Annotated in this window: 15 protein-coding genes; all 15 read right to left on the minus strand. The window is 38.7% G+C overall.

Features of this window, described 5'->3' with window-relative positions:
• Positions 1-143 precede the first annotated feature (143 nt).
• Entirely contained in the window at positions 144-2,165 is a 2,022-nt protein-coding gene (locus DFR60_RS16130) for a glycoside hydrolase family 31 protein (RefSeq protein WP_110323819.1), read from the minus strand.
• A gap of 6 nt (positions 2,166-2,171) precedes the next feature.
• Positions 2,172-4,535 carry an alpha-L-arabinofuranosidase C-terminal domain-containing protein gene (locus tag DFR60_RS16135; protein ID WP_110323820.1) on the minus strand — a complete coding sequence of 788 codons (2,364 nt, stop codon included), beginning with the start codon at positions 4,533-4,535 and terminating at the stop codon, positions 2,172-2,174.
• A 24-nt stretch (positions 4,536-4,559) separates the two neighbouring features.
• Complete coding sequence (locus DFR60_RS16140) at positions 4,560-5,141, minus strand: glycoside hydrolase family protein (protein WP_110323821.1); 582 nt, start codon at positions 5,139-5,141, stop codon at positions 4,560-4,562.
• 5 nt (positions 5,142-5,146) lie between these two features.
• A complete protein-coding gene (locus DFR60_RS16145; protein ID WP_110323822.1) occupies positions 5,147-5,974 on the minus strand; it encodes a carbohydrate ABC transporter permease in 828 nt (275 codons plus the stop codon).
• On the minus strand, positions 5,971-6,855 hold the full coding sequence (locus DFR60_RS16150) for a carbohydrate ABC transporter permease (RefSeq protein ID WP_110323823.1): 885 nt from the start codon (positions 6,853-6,855) through the stop codon (positions 5,971-5,973). The genes DFR60_RS16145 and DFR60_RS16150 overlap by 4 nt, the downstream gene beginning before the upstream one ends.
• An 83-nt stretch (positions 6,856-6,938) precedes the next feature.
• Positions 6,939-8,255, minus strand: a complete 1,317-nt coding sequence (locus DFR60_RS16155; protein ID WP_110323824.1) for an ABC transporter substrate-binding protein — start codon at positions 8,253-8,255, stop codon at positions 6,939-6,941.
• Between the two features lie 97 nt (positions 8,256-8,352).
• Positions 8,353-9,879 carry a response regulator transcription factor gene (locus tag DFR60_RS16160; protein WP_110323825.1) on the minus strand — a complete coding sequence of 509 codons (1,527 nt, stop codon included), beginning with the start codon at positions 9,877-9,879 and terminating at the stop codon, positions 8,353-8,355.
• A complete protein-coding gene (locus tag DFR60_RS16165; protein ID WP_110323826.1) occupies positions 9,880-11,646 on the minus strand; it encodes a sensor histidine kinase in 1,767 nt (588 codons plus the stop codon).
• Positions 11,647-12,107: 461 nt separating this feature from the next.
• A complete protein-coding gene (locus tag DFR60_RS16170) occupies positions 12,108-12,794 on the minus strand; it encodes a response regulator transcription factor (protein ID WP_110323827.1) in 687 nt (228 codons plus the stop codon).
• Positions 12,795-12,949: 155 nt separating this feature from the next.
• Positions 12,950-15,292 carry a beta-galactosidase gene (locus DFR60_RS16175; RefSeq protein ID WP_243005094.1) on the minus strand — a complete coding sequence of 781 codons (2,343 nt, stop codon included), beginning with the start codon at positions 15,290-15,292 and terminating at the stop codon, positions 12,950-12,952.
• A 3-nt stretch (positions 15,293-15,295) separates the two neighbouring features.
• The gene (locus DFR60_RS16180) at positions 15,296-17,308 is read right to left on the minus strand and encodes a glycosyl hydrolase 115 family protein (RefSeq protein ID WP_110323828.1); all 2,013 of its coding nucleotides are present in this window, start codon (positions 17,306-17,308) and stop codon (positions 15,296-15,298) included.
• A gap of 87 nt (positions 17,309-17,395) precedes the next feature.
• Positions 17,396-18,454: an aldose epimerase family protein gene (locus tag DFR60_RS16185; protein ID WP_110323829.1), complete on the minus strand. Its 1,059-nt coding sequence runs from the start codon at positions 18,452-18,454 to the stop codon at positions 17,396-17,398.
• A 131-nt stretch (positions 18,455-18,585) separates the two neighbouring features.
• Positions 18,586-19,437 (minus strand): carbohydrate ABC transporter permease, encoded by an 852-nt coding sequence (locus DFR60_RS16190; protein WP_110323830.1) that lies wholly within the window; start codon positions 19,435-19,437, stop codon positions 18,586-18,588.
• A complete protein-coding gene (locus tag DFR60_RS16195) occupies positions 19,438-20,334 on the minus strand; it encodes a carbohydrate ABC transporter permease (protein WP_110323831.1) in 897 nt (298 codons plus the stop codon). It abuts the gene before it with no gap.
• A 98-nt stretch (positions 20,335-20,432) separates the two neighbouring features.
• Positions 20,433-21,794 carry an ABC transporter substrate-binding protein gene (locus tag DFR60_RS16200; RefSeq protein WP_110323832.1) on the minus strand — a complete coding sequence of 454 codons (1,362 nt, stop codon included), beginning with the start codon at positions 21,792-21,794 and terminating at the stop codon, positions 20,433-20,435.
• Between the last annotated feature and the right edge of the window lie 104 nt (positions 21,795-21,898).

A 21,898-nucleotide genomic window follows, 5' to 3' on the forward strand; every position in this document is an offset into this window, starting at 1 on the left:
TCTGTTATTTTTTATGTATTTTTTCCAGAAACAATAATACCCTCTTCCGTTTTGGCACCTCCCCAGCCACAATAAAATAGGCGGTCAATTTGACCGCCAAATAAAATTTGTTTTTGCTTTTCTATCCATGTAATATTTTCTCTTTACAATTTTTCCGTATTATTCACTGTCAAAAGTCCCCTTAACTCCTCACATGCATCTTTCCGTATGAAAACCGGTATTTCATCAAGAGATGCCGGCACACAAATCCACTGCCCGCCAGAGTATACTTTTTTTCCAAAATAAGCGATCCAGTCCTGCCCCTTCGGCAAGTAGACTTTACTCTCATAACAGTCTTTATAAAGCACTGGTGCAACAAGAATATCCCTTCCGAACATATACTGTTCTTCCAGTTCCCAGCACAGTGTATCATCAGGAAATTCATAGAACATGGCCCGCATTACCGGTGTTCCTGTTTCGTGTGCTTCCTTCATGATTCTTCTTATATATGGCCGCATCAATTCCCGCAACAGGATATACCGCTTCATTATGGCATAATTTTCATCTCCAAAACTCCAGATTTCGTTATCAGAACCCGTGGGCTGCATCATACTTCCATCTTTGCGGTAAAGATTCTTGCTGGGCATACGATCTCCATGCAGTCTCATGACCGGGCAAAAGGTTCCCCATTCAAACCAGCGGATTAACAATTTTCTGAATTCATCACTGCCTGGATCTCCTCCGCTGAAACCTCCAATATCGGTAGTCCACCAGGGGATTCCGGCAATTCCCATGCTAATTCCGGCCTTAACCTGCTTCCTTAAAGTTTCCCAGTCACAATGGACATCACCGCTCCACACCAGTGCTCCATAACGCTGACTTCCAGCCCAGGCACAACGCACCAGATTCAGCACATTCTCCTGTCCTTCCGCTCTCATTCCATCAAAAAATGTTCTGGAATACATCTGTGGGTATACATTGCCAATCTGAACATTTGGTCCCATATGATAGCGGTAATTATCAAAATCGTATACAGAGTATTCCGGTTCTGCTTCATCCAGCCAGAATATTCTGATTCCATTCTGATAATAATTGTCTTTACACTTTTTCCATACGTAATCCCTGGCTTCCGGATTTGTCGCATCGAAAAACATACTATCGCCGCCAAAGCGCATCCCAATCTCCACTCCACGCTCCTGCTTTACCAATAATCCTTTCTGGCGCATTTCCTGATAATTTTCGCTGTCCAGCCCAATTTGAGGCCACACCGATACCATCAGTTCGATTCCCATCTCTCTTAATTCCTGCACCATTCCCTCAGGATCAGGCCAGAACTCTTCTTCAAATCTAAAATCCCCCATATGAGGCCAATGAAAAAAATCACAAACGATCACATCTATGGGGATATCCCTTTTCTTATATTCTCTGGCAGTCTCTAACAGCTGTTCCTGATTCCAGTATCTCAGCTTACATTGCCAAAATCCCAGCCCATACTCCGGCATCAGAGGTACTGTCCCTGTTACACCTGCATATGCCTGCTCTATTTCGTCTGGACTGTCGCCTGCAGTAATCCAATAGTCCATCTGTTTCGTACTCTCTGCATACCATTCAGTTACATTTTTAGAAAAATTAACATGGCCGATTGCCGGGTTATGCCATAAAAAACCGTAACCCAGAGAAGAGATGTAAAATGGTACGCTGGCCTGAGAATTTCTATGCGCCAGTTCCAGACTGCAATTTTTTAAATCCAGGGAATTTTCCTGATACTGGCCCATACCGTATATTCTTTCTTCAGGATTCGAAGCAAAAGATACCGTCAATTGAAAATCCCCACCCAAATCAGGCTTAAAACAGCGATTGATCCGATTGAGGGCTCCGCCAGTCCCCGCTTCTTGTAACAGCAGTTCTCCCTTTTGGTTGTAATAACTGATATCACATCGATTATTATAATCATTAATAGTTAATATGGCTTTTATATTTCCGTTCTGGATCGAGGCCTGCATTTCACCAGTTCTAATAACCACGTTTTTATTTTTGGGTTTTAATAAGGCATAATCTGTTTCTTTTATATCTCCCATCATAGCGGAACGTACCCGCAGGCTGTTATCCCCCCACGGTTCCAGCTTTAAGATTTCACCATCCCATCGATAATATAACGCAGACTCATCCGCTGTCATTGTCCACATCTCTTTTCATTCCTTTCCTACTGATTCATCAAGTATTACTGTTTCCTTCAACCTGAATATACTGACTGACTCTGCTGGAACCATATACTTTACAATTCCCTTATCTACAAATACAGACGTTGTTGCAGGCGAGACTTTTTCCGGCTCATCAAAACTATTTTCATCCGTTAGCGCATATCCACTCATACAGCAGACCTCTGCACTGCTGATCTCTAACTCTGATAATGCAATCTCCGCTTCATAGGACTCAGCTTTTAAATTTACGGCCTTCACGATAATATCTCTACTTTCCTCATCCCTGGATGCAGTACAATAAATTGGTTCAATTACAGCGGCCGGGCAATCCACTTCATTCATTATTTTTCCATCAATCTTATTAACAATCCGTTCATGCCCCACGATCAGTTCTATCTCATAAACAACGCCGCTTTTAATAGAAAATGCTCCCTGATCAAAACTTGTATTCCTTCCGTCAATATCTTCTTCAACAGAAGAGTTTTGATTCTCCCAGCCGCCATATTCAACTCTGCGTTTATTCTGTTCATCCATAAAATTAAACCAAAGTGCGAATCCCAAACCTCCACTTATTCGTTTGGCATGGAATTTAATTCTATAACTGCCTTCTGCTTCTCCTATAAATATCGGATCAGCGGCAGAATCGACCAGAATATCCGGGCATCTTACCAGCCCCTCCTCTTTGATTATCTCAATATTCTTAATCTCAACCCTGCTGTCTGCATTCCGCAGATTAGGCGCAAAGTAAATTTTTTTTCCCATTTTATCCGGAAGTGCTTCAGATTTCATGTCCGTCTCAATGTCTACTTTCAGCCCGAAATCTCCCTGATTATTCATAAACAACTTCTGCACATAGTAATTAGGCGTACCAAAGGCACGATGATTATCAAACCAGATCAGATTTGGCTTCCAATCTACATAGCCTGCATTACACAACATCGGTGCGTAACACGCCAGACCAACACCTTCCGCATTACGTTCCAGACCTATCATATAGCTGGCTTCTGCAAGCGCATTATACCAGCTGTTTCCCTTCGATGCATACTCCCCCAGAAATACTTTTGTCTTTCTTTTCCGATATGAGTCATAGTGATGATGGTTTGCAATAAACCATTCTGGTGCCTGATAATAGTGTTCATCAATCAATTCAGAACCGTTTTCTACTGCGGATTTCCACCCCGTATCATATGCACTGCCGCTTACGGCCGGACCCGCACTGTTAATAATTTTAATATGTGGATACTTTTCTTTTATCGCCTTTTGAAAAAAGGAATATCTCTCAAAAAAATCGTCTCCCACTTCTTCATTCCCTATGGCAATATACTTCAGATGAAACGGCTCCCTATGGCCAAGTTCTGCTCGTTTTGCCCCCCATACTGTATTTTCTGAACCGTTGGCAAATTCAATAAGATCCAAAGCATCCTGAATCCACTCCTCAAGCTGTTTTAGTGGTACAGCCCTGCGATGATGAGGATCACAACCTCCTGGCAGAACAGGAAGCGGTTTAGCTCCAATATCTTCGCACAACTGAAAGTATTCATAATATCCAAGTCCAAGCGTTTGATTGTAATTCCAGTTATTACGTCGTGACGGGCGGTCTTTCAACGGTCCGATCGTATTTTTCCAACGATACATGGAATCCCTGTCACTCTGATTTAATGAGCCGTCATGTATGAGACAGCCACCAGGAAAACGCATAAATTTAGGCTTCATATCTTCCAGTAATTTCGCAATATCTACTCTCATTCCATTTTTACGGTTACGAAAGGTATCGATTGGAAACAGTGATACCAAATCGAAATAGACCCGTCCGGCAGACTTCAATTTAATTGACAGCCTTGCACTATAGTTAGTAACCGGAGCGATAAACTCTGTGCTTAGCATAACCCATTCACGGCTGGTAATTTGGAAAATCCGACTCTCATATATTTCACCATCCATGTTCTCCAGTGCTGCTTCAACTGTCTGAAGCCTGCCATCACATGCTGTATAGAAAGATAATTCATAGTGTTTTCCTGCTTCAAGCGGAATTCCGCTGTTGTAACCACAATTCCGAACTCCGACACCTTCAGATGGTTCGCATGCATCAATAACCAGATAGTGAGGATTTTTGCTGCTTACTGGATTTCCTGTCTGCACCGATACAGAGCACGTTATATCCCCAGGAATGATTTTTTCCCAGCCAGTCAATCCATGGTAGCCTGGGTTATCCAGCTCACAGAATTCAAAACTGCGGTTTTGTAGCAATTCGGCATATAACCCACCATCTGCTGCATGATTGATATCTTCAAAAAAAATGCCAAATAAATCTCCCAGACTTCCTGTCTCCAGCTTGGGGTTCACCGTAATTTTCATAACCTGCTGTTTTCCCTTCTATAATCATGTACCTTGTTCTTTCAGCATAAAATCAAATTCCTGATCCCTGTCACAGTACAACAAGCCATCTTTAACTGTCAGTTCGGCCACCTGAATTGCTGTATGGAATTCCTTCTGACAGACGCAGTCCTGCTCTTTTCTGTCAGGATGGCAGAAATATACGATATATGCCTTTCCATCACATACGAGTACGTCAGCATGATTCCCTACTGCCCCGTCAAAAGGCCTTTTCCCTGGATTCCCTAAAATAGTCTTATCCTGCTTTACCCAGTTTTTTAAATCATGGGAAGAGTACACTCCCATGCCATGCCACTCATCAGTAATCATCCAATACATTCCACAGAATTCAAATACATTGGGCCCCTCGTGCGGACAATCAGAAATTGCCTCTCCAATCACCTCCCACTGATAAAGATCCCGGCTTTCTGCAAAAAACGTGTGGGAATCTGCCATTTCATTTTTATACCACATATACCAGCCTCCGTCCGGCTTTTTAAATACGGCCGCATCAATCACCTTATCCGAATCCAGGTCAAGCTGTTCATGCAGAGGGTCGCGGTATAAAGGGGATTTCGGTATATTCATATTTACTATCCTTTCAAAGATCCTGCTGTTAAGCCTCCAATTATCTGTTTCTGCATAAGAATGTAAAAGATTACCATCGGTAATAATGCAATTACAAGAACAGGCATCATAATACTCCAATCTTTTGAATACATACCGATTCCATTATATACCTGCATAATAAGCGTAGTTTTTTTCGTCGAACTGATAAACAGATATGTCAGCATAAAGTCATTCCAGATCCACATAACATTAAAGATAATTAATGTGGCGGTGACCGGCTTCAGCAGGGGAAATACAATCTGCCAGAAGGTTCGCGACATGGATGCACCATCAATTCTCGCGGCTTCTTCTAAGTCAACCGGCAATGCACGGATAAAACCTTTATATAAAAAGCTTCCAAAAATACAGCCATTGCTGTGCAGGAAGATAAGTCCCCACAGCGAATTAATCAGATGCAGACGGTTCATGATTGCAAACAGCGGAATCATCGTGGTCTGCAGTGGAATCATAAACCCGAGTAAAAAATAGTTATCCAGGAATCTAATGAACGAATTCTGTTTTCTTCTTGCCAATGCATATGCAGCCATGGAACCGAACAAAACAATAAATATAATGGATATTAGTGTGATAAACAGGGAATTCGAAAATGAGACCCCAAAGTTCATTTTAGAGAAAGCCTTTTCATAATTTTCAATCGTAAAATTGACTGGTAATGCCAACGGCTGTTCAAAAATTTCCTGCTGAGTTTTAAACGTACTGACTACCAGATAATAAATAGGAACGACGAAAACAACACTGATCAATATCATCATGCATTCCGAAAAACCTGCCTTTATTCTTTTTACCCTCATGCCAGTTTCTCCTCTCTCTTACTCATAAGTTTTGTCTGTAATACTGTAAACAGAGATATGAGTATCAGGAAAACAAACGACATGGCGGACGCAAACCCCACCCGGTTTGAGTTGACTCCTTCTGTAATAATTGTCTGTGTTATCATAGTCGTTGCGTATCCGGGTCCCCCTTTTGTCAAAGCAAATGGAAGATCAAACGCTTTTAAGCTTCCTGTAATCAAAAGCATAACGCTGGTAGTCATAGCAGGCGCCAGCATGGGAACTGTAATATTTTTAAAAACATCCCACTTATTTGCTCCATCCACTGCTGCTGCTTCGTAATACTCAGGGGAAATTGTCTGTAAGTTAGCCAGGTAAATACAGGCATGCCAACCGGTACTGCACCATACGGTAACGAGTATCAGAGAAACCATAGCCATTCTGGGATCCGATAGTAACAACAGTTTCTCTCCTCCCAGACTGATAATGATACGATTAATCAACCCATTCTGAGATGGTGAAAGAATAAAATTCCATATGTAACCCAGAAACAGGGAACTGATTACAGATGGAAAAAAGAAAATTGCCCGCTGGATGTTTCTTGTCTTCATTTTTCCATTTAAAATAACAGCCAAAGGGATTGCTAAAATAGTAACTAAGACTGGTACTGTCAATGCATATACAATACTGTTAATAAAAGATACTTTAACATTACTCGTTGTAAATACTTTCAGATAATTTGATAATCCCACAAAATCAAATTGTTTTGATAGACCGGTATAATTTGTGAAGGAATAAAAAAATGTATAGATGGTAGGGATAATCGTTATAACGGAATAAATGACTGCTGCTGGAAGTACAAATAATATATATGGAATGTCTTTTTTTAATTTATGATTCAACCTGATCGCTCCTCACTGTTTGTATAGGTTATTATAATAAGTAAGGCTGCTGCATCGATGCAGCAGCCCTCATTTAAATATATTTATCTGCCTTCCATCAGTTCAGTCTGTTTATCATCTAATTCCTGAATCAATTCTTCCTGTGTTTTGGTCCCCAGCACAATTTCCTGAAGCCCTTTTTCAACAATCGGAGTTAATGTTGAACCATATACCCAATTTACATTAGGCAGTGCAAAATTCCCACTCTCTGCAAATCTTCTCAGCGGCTCCATTACAGGGCTGATCTCGTACTCTATCCCTTCTACTCCCAGGAAGTTGCCGGTAATACCCTGGTAAATCTTAAGTCCCTCATCACTTCCAACATAATTAATAAACGCTTCCGCAGCTGCTTTGTTCTTGGTTCCAGAGCTGACAGCAAAACCCACATTTAAAGCCCCTGAAGAAATTTCTCTGCCGTCTGCGCTGACAAATGGAAATACACTCATATTGATCTCTGGATTCTTACTGTATATTCCCTCCACTGCCCATGGTCCAGTAATGGTCATAGCTGCCTGCCCTGAGGAAAATTCGTCCATTCTCTGATCATCGGAAAGGCCAACCATGTCTTTTGTTATAAACCCTTTTTCCACTAAATCCGCATAAAAGATGGAGAGTGCGTCTGTATATCCTTCTTTAAAGGTAGTCTCTCCTGTATTAATTTTTGCATCAAATTGCGGATCATCAATCATAACTTCTGTATCGTGAAGCCAGTAAAACCAGTCCACCATATTACTGCTCACAGCAAGAGGCTTCACGCCTGCGTCAAGCAGCACCTGGCAATTGTTAATAAATTCATCCCATGTACCTGGAACCTCCAAATTGTGTTCTTCATAAATATCCACATTATAGAATACACCGCCAACCCAGGCATCCGGAGAATATACTACTACTTTTCCGTCATAGCTGAATGCGTCCTGATAATTCTGAGGCAATCTCTTAACAGCTTCCAAATCACTTAAATCTGCAAGATAGCCATTCTCTGCCATCGACTGTACCGGTGGCCCCAGATAAAAGATATCCGGCAGTTCGTCCGTGCTGGCCAGCAGGCTCCTCTTTTGATCATACTGGCTGTTCTCTGACGGAACATGCTGAAAATCAAATTCAACGTCAGGATATAATTCATGGAATCCGTCTAAAAGTGGCTGAAATTTTTCTTCTTCATACCATGACAGAAATGATAATACTCCAGATACATCTTTACCCGGCTCATTTTTTTCGTCAGTCTCCTGAGCCATAGTATCTGACTTTTGATCAGATTGTTGCTCCGTCTGCTGGTCTTTCTGCGTATTATCCGCCCCACACCCCGTAATACTTAAAGATAATATAATTGCTGTTCCCAATACTAGAAGACTCTTTTTCATCGTTACCTCTCCTTTCTTTTATGAGCTAAGTATATCACCTCCCCAGATAATCCCAAATGACAGGTATTACGATTTTTTGCTCAATAATATGTTTTTGCTATTCTTTTATACGGTAATTGTTTGGAGTTATCCCTGTCAGCTCCTTAAATTTTCTGCTAAAATGATTGATGCTCTGGTACCCAACCGCTTCGCTGATCTGTCTGATGGATTTTGTAGTTTCCCGCAGCATTTTTTTTGATTTCTCAATTCGGAATGATGTCAGATAGCTCCAGTAAGTTTGTCCCGTACCCTCGCTGAATACTTTTGACAAATGATTTTTACTAATTCCAGCATATTGCGCAACCTGCTCCAGTGTTAAACCGGCATCTCCATAATGCTTCACTGTATAATCTTTTGCCTTACGGATTATAAGGGAAGGCTCCTGACCGATCTGTATTATTTCCAGTGTATCCTTCAATTCATCCAGCAACAGACCAATGTACCTGGCCAGCAGTTCATAATTCCAGCACTGCTTCAGGCTGTCTAATGTTATATGCCTCAATACTGCAACCGTATATTCTCCATATTTTTTAGTCAAGCCCAGCTTCAGGGAGATCAGGAGTTCCATCAATATCTCGTATATCTCATCCGGATTTATTTTTAGAGCGTTAATTTTATTCAGTCCTTCTAAAAATTCCTGCCTGGCGATTTCAAAATCAGCCCACTTTTGCAGATCTGTGACCGCCTGCTCACAAACAGCCCATATCTCTCTGCTGTAGTCAGGATAAACCGCCCCGTTTTTCTCCAAAGAGTATCTCATTTTAGTGTAATAACAGCGGTACCTGGTTTGTTTTGCCTTCTCATAGCTAATACTCCATATCTGTCCTTTTACAATAGGAGCCACTCCTGCAAATCCATAAATATCTTCCTTCTCAAGTAATTCCAGTCCCTTCTGCATCTTTGTAGCAAAAAACTCGCTTTCAATAATGACGAAAAGCTCAGTATGGGACTGATAAAGAACCATTGTCTTATCACCAAATATTTTTCTGAATATTTTTTTTACAATTTCTTTCCTGTTCTGGCTCTCAATCTTCTGCTCTCCATATAAATAGATATTTATAACATATGTATATGAACTTACTGCTTCTCCATACTCTGAAAAAAACTTCTTATATTGAAGTTCATTCCCCCGTATTATCATTAACTCCTGAAGCTTCTTTTCACAGAGTTCCAGTTCATAATAAATATTCTGGTTTTTCTGCTGTTCCCGGAGTTCAATCTTCCTAAGTATATTAATCATACACTCTTCCAGCTTATCTTCATCCAAAGGTTTAAGCAGATACGATTCTGCTTGAAACTCCAGTGCACTTTTAGCATACTCAAATTCTGCGTAGGCTGTCAGTATGATTATATGAACAGTTTTATCAAACGCTCTGACCTTTCTTGCAAACTCAATGCCTGTTACAATTGGCATTTCTATGTCTACAACAATTATATCTGGTTTTACTTTATCATACAGATCCAGACCCTCTTTGCCATTCTGGGCCGCTCCTGCAATCTCAATCTGATACTTCTCCCAGTCGATAGCATGGTATAAGAATTTAAGGACACTGGTTTCATCATCAATAAATATAACTTTATACAATTACTTTTCCCCCTCTGTCAGATACCCTATTTTTAATATAAACTTAGTATATCCATCTCGATCATTCCGGATATCAATAATTCCAAATCCGTCCCCATATGCCAGTCTCATTCTCTGATGGACGTTGATTACCCCAATATGGCCAGATTCACTCTCTTCCCGACATAAACTTTCTTTCAATGTCTGCAGCTTTTCTTCAGGAATCCCTTTCCCGTTATCCCAGACCTCGCAATAACAGCAGCTATTTTCCGCATATATTATTATTTTTATATCCCCTCCCTGAGCAATATCCTTTAATCCATGCTTAATAGAATTCTCTACAATTGGCTGCAGGATCATCTTCTGCGTCTGATATTTCAACAGAAGATCGTCAACCTTTATCTCATATTCAAATTTCCCCTCATATCTCATCTGGTAAATATTAAGATAGTCACTGATATAATTAATCTCATCCTTTATTGTAACTGCCTTCACAGTGTGATCCATGGAATAACGAAGCAGCATCGAAAATGATGTCACTATTCTGCTGATTCTTCTATTTTTTGCTATCACAGCCTCAGTTTTTATTAACTGAAGTGAATTATACATAAAGTGTGGTGTAATCTGTTCCCTCAAAACTTCTATCTCAGCATTCTGCCTTCTGATTTCAGACAAATATACCTGCTTAATCATACTGTCCATTCTTCTCAGTAATTCGTCAAATTTCCATCCAAGCTTATCGATCTCCAACGAACCGTATTCTTCACTATCCTCCTGGTAATGTTCAAGGTCTGCATGCTCTACTTTGGTACAAAGTTTCTCCAAAGGACGTTTTATATAGAGAGAAAGCATGTAGGAAATAGCAATTACAAATATAATACTGACAGGCAGAATAACAAACACAATCTGATTGAACACCTCTTTCGCACCTTTCATCATGGAGCGGTAAGATATTTCTGCCAGCAGATACCAGCCCGTTACTTCGGATTGCTGATACACATACATAGCCGGTTCTCTATTAGAATCAATTACAAATGTCCCCGTAGAGCCGAGGAGCTTTGTATAGATCATCTCATCAATTTCCTGATTTACCCTGCTGATGTCCTGATCGAAAATAATTCTGCCGGTTTCTGAGACCATGGAAATCTTTATGTCATTTTGATCGTGAACTTTTTCCAGTACGGAATTAAGCTTATCGTAGTCTAAATCTCCCTGAATAAATCCTATATGCTGCCCATGCTCCTGAATAGGAAACACTGCACTCACCACAAGATGGTCCTTTAAATATCGGGCATAGTAATCGGTGTAATGAGGCATTGTAAAATATATCCTTTTACTGCTGTCATAGTTTTTAATCCAGTCAAGTTCTAATAAATCGGCATTTTGATCCAGAGAGCTGTTATTAGGCAGATTCTGTTTATAGCCATTGTTGCCGATCAGAATAATATCACTGATATAATTCTTTAAAATATTCACATTTGCATTGTTCTCGTCGATTTCATTTTTAAGAAAATATCTCTCTTCTATATTCATATCCTGGTAATACTTAAAAGCTTCATTTATTTTAGAATTATTGCTTACATAAACAATCATTGTTTTAATATCTCTAAAATAATAGTCAAAATTATCACTGATCTGCTCAATCAGAATCTCCATGCTTTTCTCTTTATCTTTTTTAAGACTGTTATAATAAGATTTATAGCCGATAAAAGCTGTAAACAGCAGAATTATTATGATAAATGGAATAAATATCATTAGAATCCGATTACCAAAACTTCTTCGCTTCATTTTACCCCTCCCAGTTAATAATGTTAGAATAATAGTATTTTACATTAGTTTTTTTGTCAATAGCACTGTTTCAACCATAATTGTCATAGAAGATGGAAGACTTGTCCAGCAAAATAAATTTCTATAATTTATGAGACTAAAAACGTAGCATACCCTCTAATCGAGCAAGAATCAAGGCTTCTGATGGGAAGCGTTTTAGTCTATTTTTGCAGATTTCTTTTTAGTTTGGTAGGTACGGATTATCCACCGTTTACCATCCTTCCGCTATCTCTCCTCTCTCTGCTCAATAAAAAAGACACACAGATACAATCATCTGGTGTCATGCTTATATGTACTGTGCCTCTTTTATGTTCCTTACTAGCCATATCCCTACGGTCTGGTAAATTCTCTCCTTTCTCTAAAAAATTTTAATAAAAAACACAGAAATCTTATATCATGTATCCCTTAACACAATAATTTTATTAGTCTTTTGCTTCATCTGTAAATCGGTACCCTATCCCCCATATGGTTTGAATATACCGGTTCGCCTGCCCCAGCTTCTTACGCAATCGTCCGATGTGACTCATAATATTACCATCATCTTTTATGAATTTATCCTCCCAAATCATATCGTATATCTGCTCCTTAGAAAACACCACTCCTGGATTGCTTGATAGAAGATATAAAATGTCAAATTCCCTTTTAGTAAGGTCAACTTTTCTTTTTTGTAATTCGACTAACCTTTTGCTTGGATCAATTACTAATCCTATATTCCTCTTGATAATCGGTTTTAATTCAATTCGTTCTTTTCCCCTTTTCATACAAGCTATACTACGGATAATTAGTTCGTCAAACGTAGTCGGCCAAACCATACAGTCATCTGCCCCCAAGTTCAATATTCTAATTCTAGTTTCAATTTCTAGCTGCTTTGTCAAAACTAATATTGGAGCATTACTTAACCTGCGGATAATCTGAAGCAAAGCCTCTCCTTCCATGTCTTGTATAAAAATGTCAAAAATAATAAGATTATATATTTCCCGCATAATCATTTCCATTGCTCGTGTTGATGTCCTGACGCAGTACACTGTAGTAAAGGTATCCACAAAATTTTCTTCTATTGTATGCCCAACATTCTTTTCTTTACTTATTACTAATATATTTCTTTTCATGAATATTCTCCTTTCTCTTTCGTATAATAATCAAACACATCTATACTGCCATTCCTACCTCCACCGCAGTTACTACTAGTATTTTAAAAGGGTAAAGTACAGATACCAATACTTTACCCCCTTGCTGCTTTAAATGAATCATTTGCCTACATATATTATTTCAACTTAATAGATGCCTGATAAACAGGCTTAATATGAATTCTATCTACTGATTCTATTTGCTCATTATTTTCTTCCAACCTACCAGCCATTGTGGAACTGACATTTACAGAAGACCCTTTTTTTAATGGTGTCACTACGATCGTAACTGGAGCATTCATAACCAAATCCCAGTGTTTTTTTAGCCCAATTTCCCAGATATCCCCATTACAGAAGTTATCCGATATCATTTCGCTATTAACAAAAGCTTGACCGATATCTCCTTGATATTTGATTTGTAGTAATAATTCACGGCAATCATGAAACTCTTTTGGAATATTTACTGTATACTTACCTACTCCAACGTTCTGAAAAGGTAATTCTATACTTCGACACTGTCGATCCTCCCAGCGAATCTTCACTCCTGTAAAAATATCATCCACCACAGTGTTCATAATAGCCCCCTGTAATTCAGTAATACTATGGTTGGGATATATATATAGCATCACCTCATTGTTTTCTATCGCAGGAGTTTCTAATCGCAAGTTATCTCCATCGTATGTAATTGCGGTATCACAAAGTAGAACAACCTTCTCTTGCTGCCACTCAATTTCACTATACATCAAGCTTTGTGCTCTAGTTAATAATATTACCTTTACCTTTCCATGAATACCGTCCAAAGTCGTAACAGATGCCTGAGTCGCTACAGGTTTTACCCTTATTTCTGGCGACTTCAAAGTTTTCCCATTTACTGATGTAATATTTTCACCATTCCATACAAATTCCGGCATCATACCTTCTGGCATAAAAAAGAAATAGGTTGTACTATCTTTCTCAGTTATTACAGATAAGAGCTGTGCCTTAGCATATCTAAGTTCATACCCTGCCATATTAAAATTAAAAGGTAGTATGACCTCTTCTCCAGCCGATATTGATATATCCTTAAATAATACCTCACCCTTTTGGGTATCTAAAGCAATATTAGTATTCTGCTTTTCTTTGCATTCTGTATGATCCTGATAATTATTGATAAATAAAAATCCACTGGTACCATCAGTACGAACTGCATAACGTAATGTATCAACATCTGAAGGTTGAATTTCTTGTGAACCTTCCGGAAGTATAGTTACTGTTTTACAAAACTCATTCGGGAAATTCTTAGTTAACATGTGAAGGGCCCTAAGTCGATAATAGCTTGGTCTAGTCTGTCCATATTCGCCAATCGCAGCCTGATAGTCATAAGAGAGTTTGGGGCATTGACACTCATTCAAGTATGTATTCCTTACTCCCTTCGGATTCGTTCCGCCACGATACATATAATACCCAAGGAAATTACATCCACCTGCCAACTTAATATTTGCCATTGCATCCACACTTTCATAAGGCAGTTGAAAGCGATATTGATAATAGCATGTCATTCCTCCACCCATCTCACAGCAAGAATAAGGCAGACTTTCCGGCTCATAAGCAGGTTCAAAATTATAAGTTGCTGGCACATCATTATTATGATATTCCCGATAAATATACTCTGGTGTCAAAGGATGCTCGCCTCTATAGTTATAGAATATCCAAGGCCAGAAAGCATATCCCCCCCACAAAGGTAACATTTCATCTGTTGGAGCTGCTGCTCCTCCCCAACCTGTACATGTATAAAAAGGAGTAACAATTCCTTCTCCTATCGCCAATTCCTTTAGCTTGAGCATATATGCATTACCATCACTTCCACCAGGCACCCACTCATTGGTAACACCAGTTGTCATTTCCCACGGAGCGCCGGAGTGCATATATTCGTTTTCAATTTGCGCTCCAATAATAGGACCACCATCCTTAAAATAGAGCCCTTGAAACTGTTCCGCAAAATTTTTATACAATCGCTTAGTATAAAATATAAACCCATCATTAATACTACGCACATCAAAAGGTTTTCCATAGAGCCAATCAGGCAGACCACCATTTCTTACTTCACCATGATCAAAAGGTCCGATACGAACGATTACGTACATACCATGCTTCTGACACAATTGTATGAATGCTCTAATATTACGGCATCCATCAAAACGAAACACCCCCTCCTCCTCTTCATGGTGATTCCAGAAGCAGTAAGTGGCAATAATATTTATCCCACCCATCTTCATTTTAAGTATAGTATCTTCCCATTCACTTTCATGAATTCTGGAGTAATGGCACTCGCCACTGATTCCAAAATACGGATTTCCATTCATCGTCATATAGTAATTGGTAAATCCGATTTCATTACCCACCGGATCTTTACCGTAAAATTTTTCCGATAAAGGAAAGATATTTTTTTTCACACAGTCTTTTATGTTCAAATAGTTGTTCATTTTATTTTCCATCTCCATTGCCTACTCTGCCCTACGGGACTTCATTAGCGCATATAACTCATCCGTGGTTATATGGTTTTCCATATTTGTAATTAACACTACACGTCTATCTTCTTCAGAATACAAAAATTGTCTTTGCCATTCATAGAAATAGGGTTCATCACCAACAATATACAGGAAACTCATGTATCCATGAATTACATTAGCAGTCCATTTCATATCAGTTAAACACTCATTCTCATAAAAATCTTTCCACTTATCATGTTCTCTTTGACGCATCAGTGTGTTTGCTAAAACATATTCTTCCCTAGCTCTTCCTGCATAGTAAAACGCATTTTTATAATCCTTATCAAGTGCAAGCTGCAAGCTCTTAGTTATAAACTGTGCCCCGCTATTACAATAATAATAGATTTGTGCCTGAAGAAGGAGCGAGTCCTGAAACAGTTCTGATGCTTCTGGTGACAGTATCTCTGCTGTTTTCTTGCATTCTTCCAAAAAACACTTATATTTCTCCACCGCTTTTACATAGAACAAGTCAAAAAGCTTTACCTGTTCTTCAAAAGTTTCTTTGGGCTGCAGCCACTGCAGCTGTTCTGATGGTTGATAGGAGTTTTTCATAAATGTACTGATTAGTCCCCTCACATTGTGATTAGCAAACTGTTCACCTGCATGCTCATCTTCATTCGGCCCAAATGCTGTTGCTGATTTAAAATAGTCCACAAAGCATTTTGAAATCTCTTCTATATTATCCTCACTGTAATATTTTCTTATATATCCGGTGCGATGCTTTTCTATATCTATATCACCAGTTCTCCACATAGTTGCAATGAAGTCCAGATAATAGACATGTGGTTTTACATTAGAACAGTTAATTAACCAATAATCCTTTACCCCTACATGCAATACCTTTTGTAATTCTTGTCGTATAAATGATGGTTCATTTGGCAGCATTGTAATATGGCTCCCAGCCAGCAAATCATAGTAGGATACATGATAATAAATTCCATGGCTCCCAGCATCCTCTTTTTCAGGCAGAGATGGTATTCGTGGATTGTAGTTTTTTTCCAGCCTTCTTGTTACCATTTTTCCATATCCATTATCTGCCCAAATTTTTATAACTCCCTCAGGAATTGATAAATGTCCGCCTTGATATAGCTCCATCGTTTCACCATATATATTTGTACAACATACAGCATCAGGAATTCTTTCTTTCACAAGATTATATTGTATCTGAATCAATTCACTGATCAGCTTACCACGTTCCTGATCCGTCTGATACCGTGGATCATTTGCCCAAAATGGGCAATCGCCCTGTCCTCGAAACCCCAAGTTCCAAATGACTTGACAATCTTTTTGTCTTTCAATCCCATCTATCCATAACTGTTGAAATTTTTCCGGGTGTTCATCATAAGATGGATTTAAGTCAGGGTATGCCCTCAAGAACATTTCTGCACCTAATGGTTCTGCATGGTGATGTGTAACTTTTAGCCCCATAACAGCCGCCAGTTTTCTATAGCGTATTGCATTTCTGTCTGTGCCTGGAACAACCATATTTCCACCTAATCGTAATAAAGCTTCAAAAACCATTTCCCATGGTTTATCTTTATCTCCTTCTAAGGTCCAAGTATGCAGCAATACCTCATCATTTACAAACCAGCCACGCTGTTTCACCGCATAAGGAGTCATCTGATAGCTATATGCATCAGGAATTACAACACATTCTTTTTTATCCACTTTTTGATTATTCCAAAACCATAAATCATGTATACCCAAAAAACATCTGCTGATATGGTAAATTCCATATATAAATCCTAAATCGTCTGCTGCTTTAATCTCTATCTGATTGTTGTTGACTGCAATGGAGTAGCATTCATTTTCTTGTTCTGCCTTTACCAGAAAAATATCATTTCGTTTCTTTGAATCACTTTTGAACACTGTCTCAATATCTCTCTCTAATGTTGCTATTGCCCGCATGACTGGTCTCGTCGCTGCCTCAGCCAGTATCTTTGAATTTCTGCCTAATGTTATTATCATTTTTTCTCCTTATTTGAAGCAGCTTCCAATTGTATGTGCCTTCGGCAAGCTGCTTGATTATTATATGGGTAATATCCTTTATTGCAGTTAGAAAGAAAATTCATACTGGATATTTCTTTGATATAATTCACCAGTACGTACTATATCAACGCTGTTAAGTACCCTGCCAGTATATGTTGGAACATCCTGTGGTTCAATGGCCACTGCACAGTTTCGCTTTGTATTAAAAGATGTTTGCTTTTCACCATCATCTCCCAAAAAACCACCTGTATAAACAACTACTGCTGGTGCATCTGTATACATTATCAGTTTTCTTTGTGATACTGGTTCTTCAAGAACCAACGCTTTTCTCATGATCCATAGTTTTTGTCCTAATATAAAAGCATGATTATAGCCTCTTGCCACTTGGATCTGTACATTATCTGAAGCTTGCTGTATTCTATCAACGAAGCTATGATGCTCTCTAAAATCAAACGGAGTTCCTTTCACTGACTGCCTGCTATCTGGTATGTGTTCTGTTGTATTTGCGACATATTCCTTAGCGTAAACCGTCAAATAATGGTTATGAACACTGGTAGTGAAATCGCCAGAAAGATTAAAATAAGCATGGTTTGACAGGTTTAAATACGTATCCTGATCGCTACAGGCATTGAACCGAATCAGAAGTCTATTTTCTTTTGTCAGTCTGTAACAAATATTAATTACCCTGTTTCCCGGAAAGCCATCCTGTCTATGGTTCAACATAGTCGTAAAGACAATTTCGACCCAATCATCACTTACTGACATATTTCCAACGGCTGTATTGGTATAGGACAAACTGGAGAACCCACCATGAATATTATGCTGCCCTTCATTCTGCATTACCTGCCATTTGTTTTTGCCAAAATTAATAATTCCATCTTTTATGCGTCCTGTGGTCGGACCAAGAGATGCTCCGGCATACCATGGATTTTTTACATAACTCCTTAGATCTTGACTAGAAAGCAATACGTTGATTTTGTTGTCTGCAATACCGGACGGAATATAGATTCCAGTTAATGATGCACCATATGTTATTACATGAACTGACATCATACCATTATCAAGGCAATACTCATCAATAATGTAACATTCAGTTTCTATGGAGTTTAATCGACTTATCATCATTGTCTATAGCCCCTCCCCATAGCATCATCACGATATCCATCTGGTGTTTTTACCTCCTTGGTATAGCCAATTCTACTGTCTGTTCCGCTATATCAATAGTCGTTGTAATTGTGATATTTTCCCTTACTCCTCTACCCTTTGATACCGTCTGATGCAATCCCATCAACCAAGTATCTCTGGAAAATTATGAAAAATATTATAATTGGTATTAATGATACCCAAGACATTGCAAACAAGCCACCATAGTTATTATAGGATTGAGGATCCAAATACATATTCAAAGCAAGTGGTATCGTAAATTTGCTCGTCGTATTCATAAATATCAATGGCTGGAAAAAATCCTGCCAGCTCCAATAAAATGCAAAAATCGCAGATGTAATGATTGCCGGCTTCACCACAGGAATCAAAACCTTAAAGAGAATACCAATTTTTCCACATCCATCAATTGAGGCCGCTTCATCCAGTTCCACTGGAATACTTCGGAAAAATTGGATCAATAAAAAGATAAAAAAGGCTCCGCCAAAGCACCATGGGAGAATTAGTACTAATGTTGTATCTATCAGGTTTAATCGTTTCAGAATAATATATTGCGGTACAATCATTACCTGCCCCGGAATCATTAAAGTGACCATCACACAACCGAACCAAAATTTAGATAAAAAGAACTCCATTCTTGATAGGGCATATGCTGCGAATAATGAAGAAAAAACACAGGTGATTGTACTGATAAGCGTTACCACCAAAGAGTTTTTGAAAAATACGCCAAACGATACGCCACCAACACCTGCCCAGCCGCTCACATAGTTTTCTATTATGTTCCACTCTTTTGGTATCAATGAGTAGGCATCTGTAAAAATAGTAGCATTACTTTTAAATGAACTGGCAATCAACCAAAGCAGCGGATATATCATAATAAACCCCAAGCCAATAGCAAAGGTATGAAAAATAATAGAGTTTAAATTTTTCTTAGTTTTTCTATTCACTTATTTTCCCTCCTTTGATTCATAAAAGACCCAATTGTTTTGAGTTTTAAATAGTACTACGGTAAAGACACCGATAATTGCCACCAAAACCCATGCTAACGCACAACTATACCCCATATCAAAATAGGCAAATGACCTTCGGTAGAGGTAAAGAACATAGGATAATGTGCTATCTAAAGGACCACCATCTGTAATAACATAACTTTCCGTAAAAATGCGGAAACCGTTGATTACCTGTAAAATTAAATTGAAAAAAATAGTAGGTGTAAGCATTGGCAGGGTTATCTTAAAAAATGTAGGCATCGGCTTTGCCCCATCTACCATTGCCGACTCATATAAACTATACGGAATCTGCTTTAATGCAGAAAGAAAAATAAGCATAGATGAGCCAAATTGCCAGATACCCATAAGTATAATTACTGATAAGGCCGTTTTGGGATTTCCTAACAAGGATAACTTTTGTTCTATCCCAAAAGCTGCCAGAATGGACATTACAACACCTTGATTCCCAAAGATTTGCTTCCATACCACAGAAACTGCAATACTTCCTCCGATAATAGACGGAATATAGTAAAATGTCCGGTAAAATCCCAATCCCTTATGCTTCTTATTTAGTAACACTGCAACGCCAAGAGCGAATATAAGTCGCAAAGGCACCAGAATTAAGACATAAGAAAAAGTCACTTTAATGGATTGATAAAAAGTTTTATCCTGCATAAAAATTCTTTTGTAATTATCAAAACCAATAAATTGCGGAACATTCAAAAGATTATAATTGGTAAAAGAGTAATACATTGACATAAACATCGGTATTAGATACATTGCAATAAAGCCAAATAACCATGGGGCAAGCAAAAAATAGCCCACCTTATTGTCTCTCATTTTTTTTGATTTCATAAGATCTCCAATCAGTTCAAGGTATAATAAATGCCGCGGTTTTAACTGCGGCATTTTATTACATGATGACAGTTCAAAAAACGTGTCATCGTTAATTATTATTTATTATTGCGTTCAAGTATTTCATTCGCATTTTGCCTAAAAGCAGCCGCTGCTTCTTCTGGCGTTGACTGTCCATAAAGTACACCATAAACGGTCGAGTTAAATTCTGCATTAATTTCTGCAATTCCGGCTGGATCTGGCGCAGGAGCATCACTGCAATGTTCAATCGCTACATCTGTATATCCAAACATCTCTACTTGTATATCTGACAGTTTGCCTGAATCGCTCAAATATGCTCTTATTTCTGAAGATACTGGTGTCCCTCTTTCGGCCAGGATAATATCATTTGCTTCTTCAGAATTAATAAACCAATCAATGAATTTCGCGGCTTCCTCTTTTACTTTAGATGTCTCAGCAATAGAGAAAAACATGCCCGGTTTCTGCCACAGTCCTTTTACACCATTGTCGCCATATGGCGGTGTTACGAGTCTTAATTTGTTTGTATAATCTTGTACTCTAACCGCGTAATTAGCCCAAGCTGTAGAAATTCCTGCATCTCCGGTTACCAGCGGGCTGGCTTCGTCTCCCTTTGCTGTAATCGCTGCATATTCATCCGGGTTCGGCATTGCACCGGCTTTAATCAGCTCTGATATCATATTAACAAAATCAATATATATCTGGTCATCATCATATCCTAATGATAAATTATCCTCACTAAACAGCTGGTATCCATGCTGACGTACATAATAGTTAAAATTGTTAGTATCATCTGCCAAAGGATAGGATGTTCCCATTTTACCGGTCTTTTCTTTGATTTTAAGACAGATATTCTTAAAATCATCCCATGTCCAGTCGGCTTTCGGTGCTTCAATTCCCGCTTCTGCCATAACATCTTCATTGTAAGCTACTGCCAACTGGGTACTTGACAACACCATTCCTGCCATTTTATCATCAATCTTTCCCGAGTTATAGAGGACCGGACTTACATTCGTTAAATCTATCGTTCCATCATCTATAAATGGCTGTAAATCAGTCAAAGAATTATTCCTTGCATATGTAGAAATATATAGATAATCCATCTGTACAATATCAGGCATCGTTCCTGAAGCTGCATTTGTTGCCAATTTGTCAAAATATCCATCCCAACCGGAAGGAGATGCCTCAAAAGTCACATGGGGATTCAGTTCTGTATACAAATCCAGTAACTTTTGTGTATAATCATGTCTGGCCTGACCTCCCCACCAGGTAATCTTTATTGTAACTGGTTCTGTTCCCTCCTCAGTCTGCACCTGTTCTCCTGACGTTGTACCTTTTGTCTCAGTCGGCTGGCTGTTTGAACTTGAGTTACATCCAGTTATGCTAAAAACCATTGCAAATGCAAGCGTTAAAGCTGCGGTCTTCTTCATTGTTTTTCTCATTAATAGTACCTCTCCTTTGCTAATATAAAGTTCACCAGGCCCGGCTTTCTTTATTGAATAATTCAATTATAATGGCCTTTCTGATACAAAAAAAGAAAAAAAAC

The organism is Hungatella effluvii, from assembly GCF_003201875.1.
GTDB classification, from domain to species: Bacteria; Bacillota; Clostridia; order Lachnospirales; family Lachnospiraceae; genus Hungatella; species Hungatella effluvii.

Coding starts and splice junctions, on each gene's coding strand:
- DFR60_RS16130 (WP_110323819.1), bottom strand. CDS start 2,165: ATGTGGACAATGACAGCGGATGAGTCTGCGTTATATTATCGATGGGAT.
- DFR60_RS16135 (WP_110323820.1), bottom strand. CDS start 4,535: ATGAAAATTACGGTGAACCCCAAGCTGGAGACAGGAAGTCTGGGAGAT.
- DFR60_RS16140 (WP_110323821.1), bottom strand. CDS start 5,141: ATGAATATACCGAAATCCCCTTTATACCGCGACCCTCTGCATGAACAG.
- DFR60_RS16145 (WP_110323822.1), bottom strand. CDS start 5,974: ATGAGGGTAAAAAGAATAAAGGCAGGTTTTTCGGAATGCATGATGATA.
- DFR60_RS16155 (WP_110323824.1), bottom strand. CDS start 8,255: ATGAAAAAGAGTCTTCTAGTATTGGGAACAGCAATTATATTATCTTTA.
- DFR60_RS16165 (WP_110323826.1), bottom strand. CDS start 11,646: ATGAAGCGAAGAAGTTTTGGTAATCGGATTCTAATGATATTTATTCCA.
- DFR60_RS16170 (WP_110323827.1), bottom strand. CDS start 12,794: ATGAAAAGAAATATATTAGTAATAAGTAAAGAAAAGAATGTTGGGCAT.
- DFR60_RS16175 (WP_243005094.1), bottom strand. CDS start 15,292: ATGGAGATGGAAAATAAAATGAACAACTATTTGAACATAAAAGACTGT.
- DFR60_RS16180 (WP_110323828.1), bottom strand. CDS start 17,308: ATGATAATAACATTAGGCAGAAATTCAAAGATACTGGCTGAGGCAGCG.
- DFR60_RS16185 (WP_110323829.1), bottom strand. CDS start 18,454: ATGATGATAAGTCGATTAAACTCCATAGAAACTGAATGTTACATTATT.
- DFR60_RS16195 (WP_110323831.1), bottom strand. CDS start 20,334: ATGAAATCAAAAAAAATGAGAGACAATAAGGTGGGCTATTTTTTGCTT.
- DFR60_RS16200 (WP_110323832.1), bottom strand. CDS start 21,794: ATGAGAAAAACAATGAAGAAGACCGCAGCTTTAACGCTTGCATTTGCA.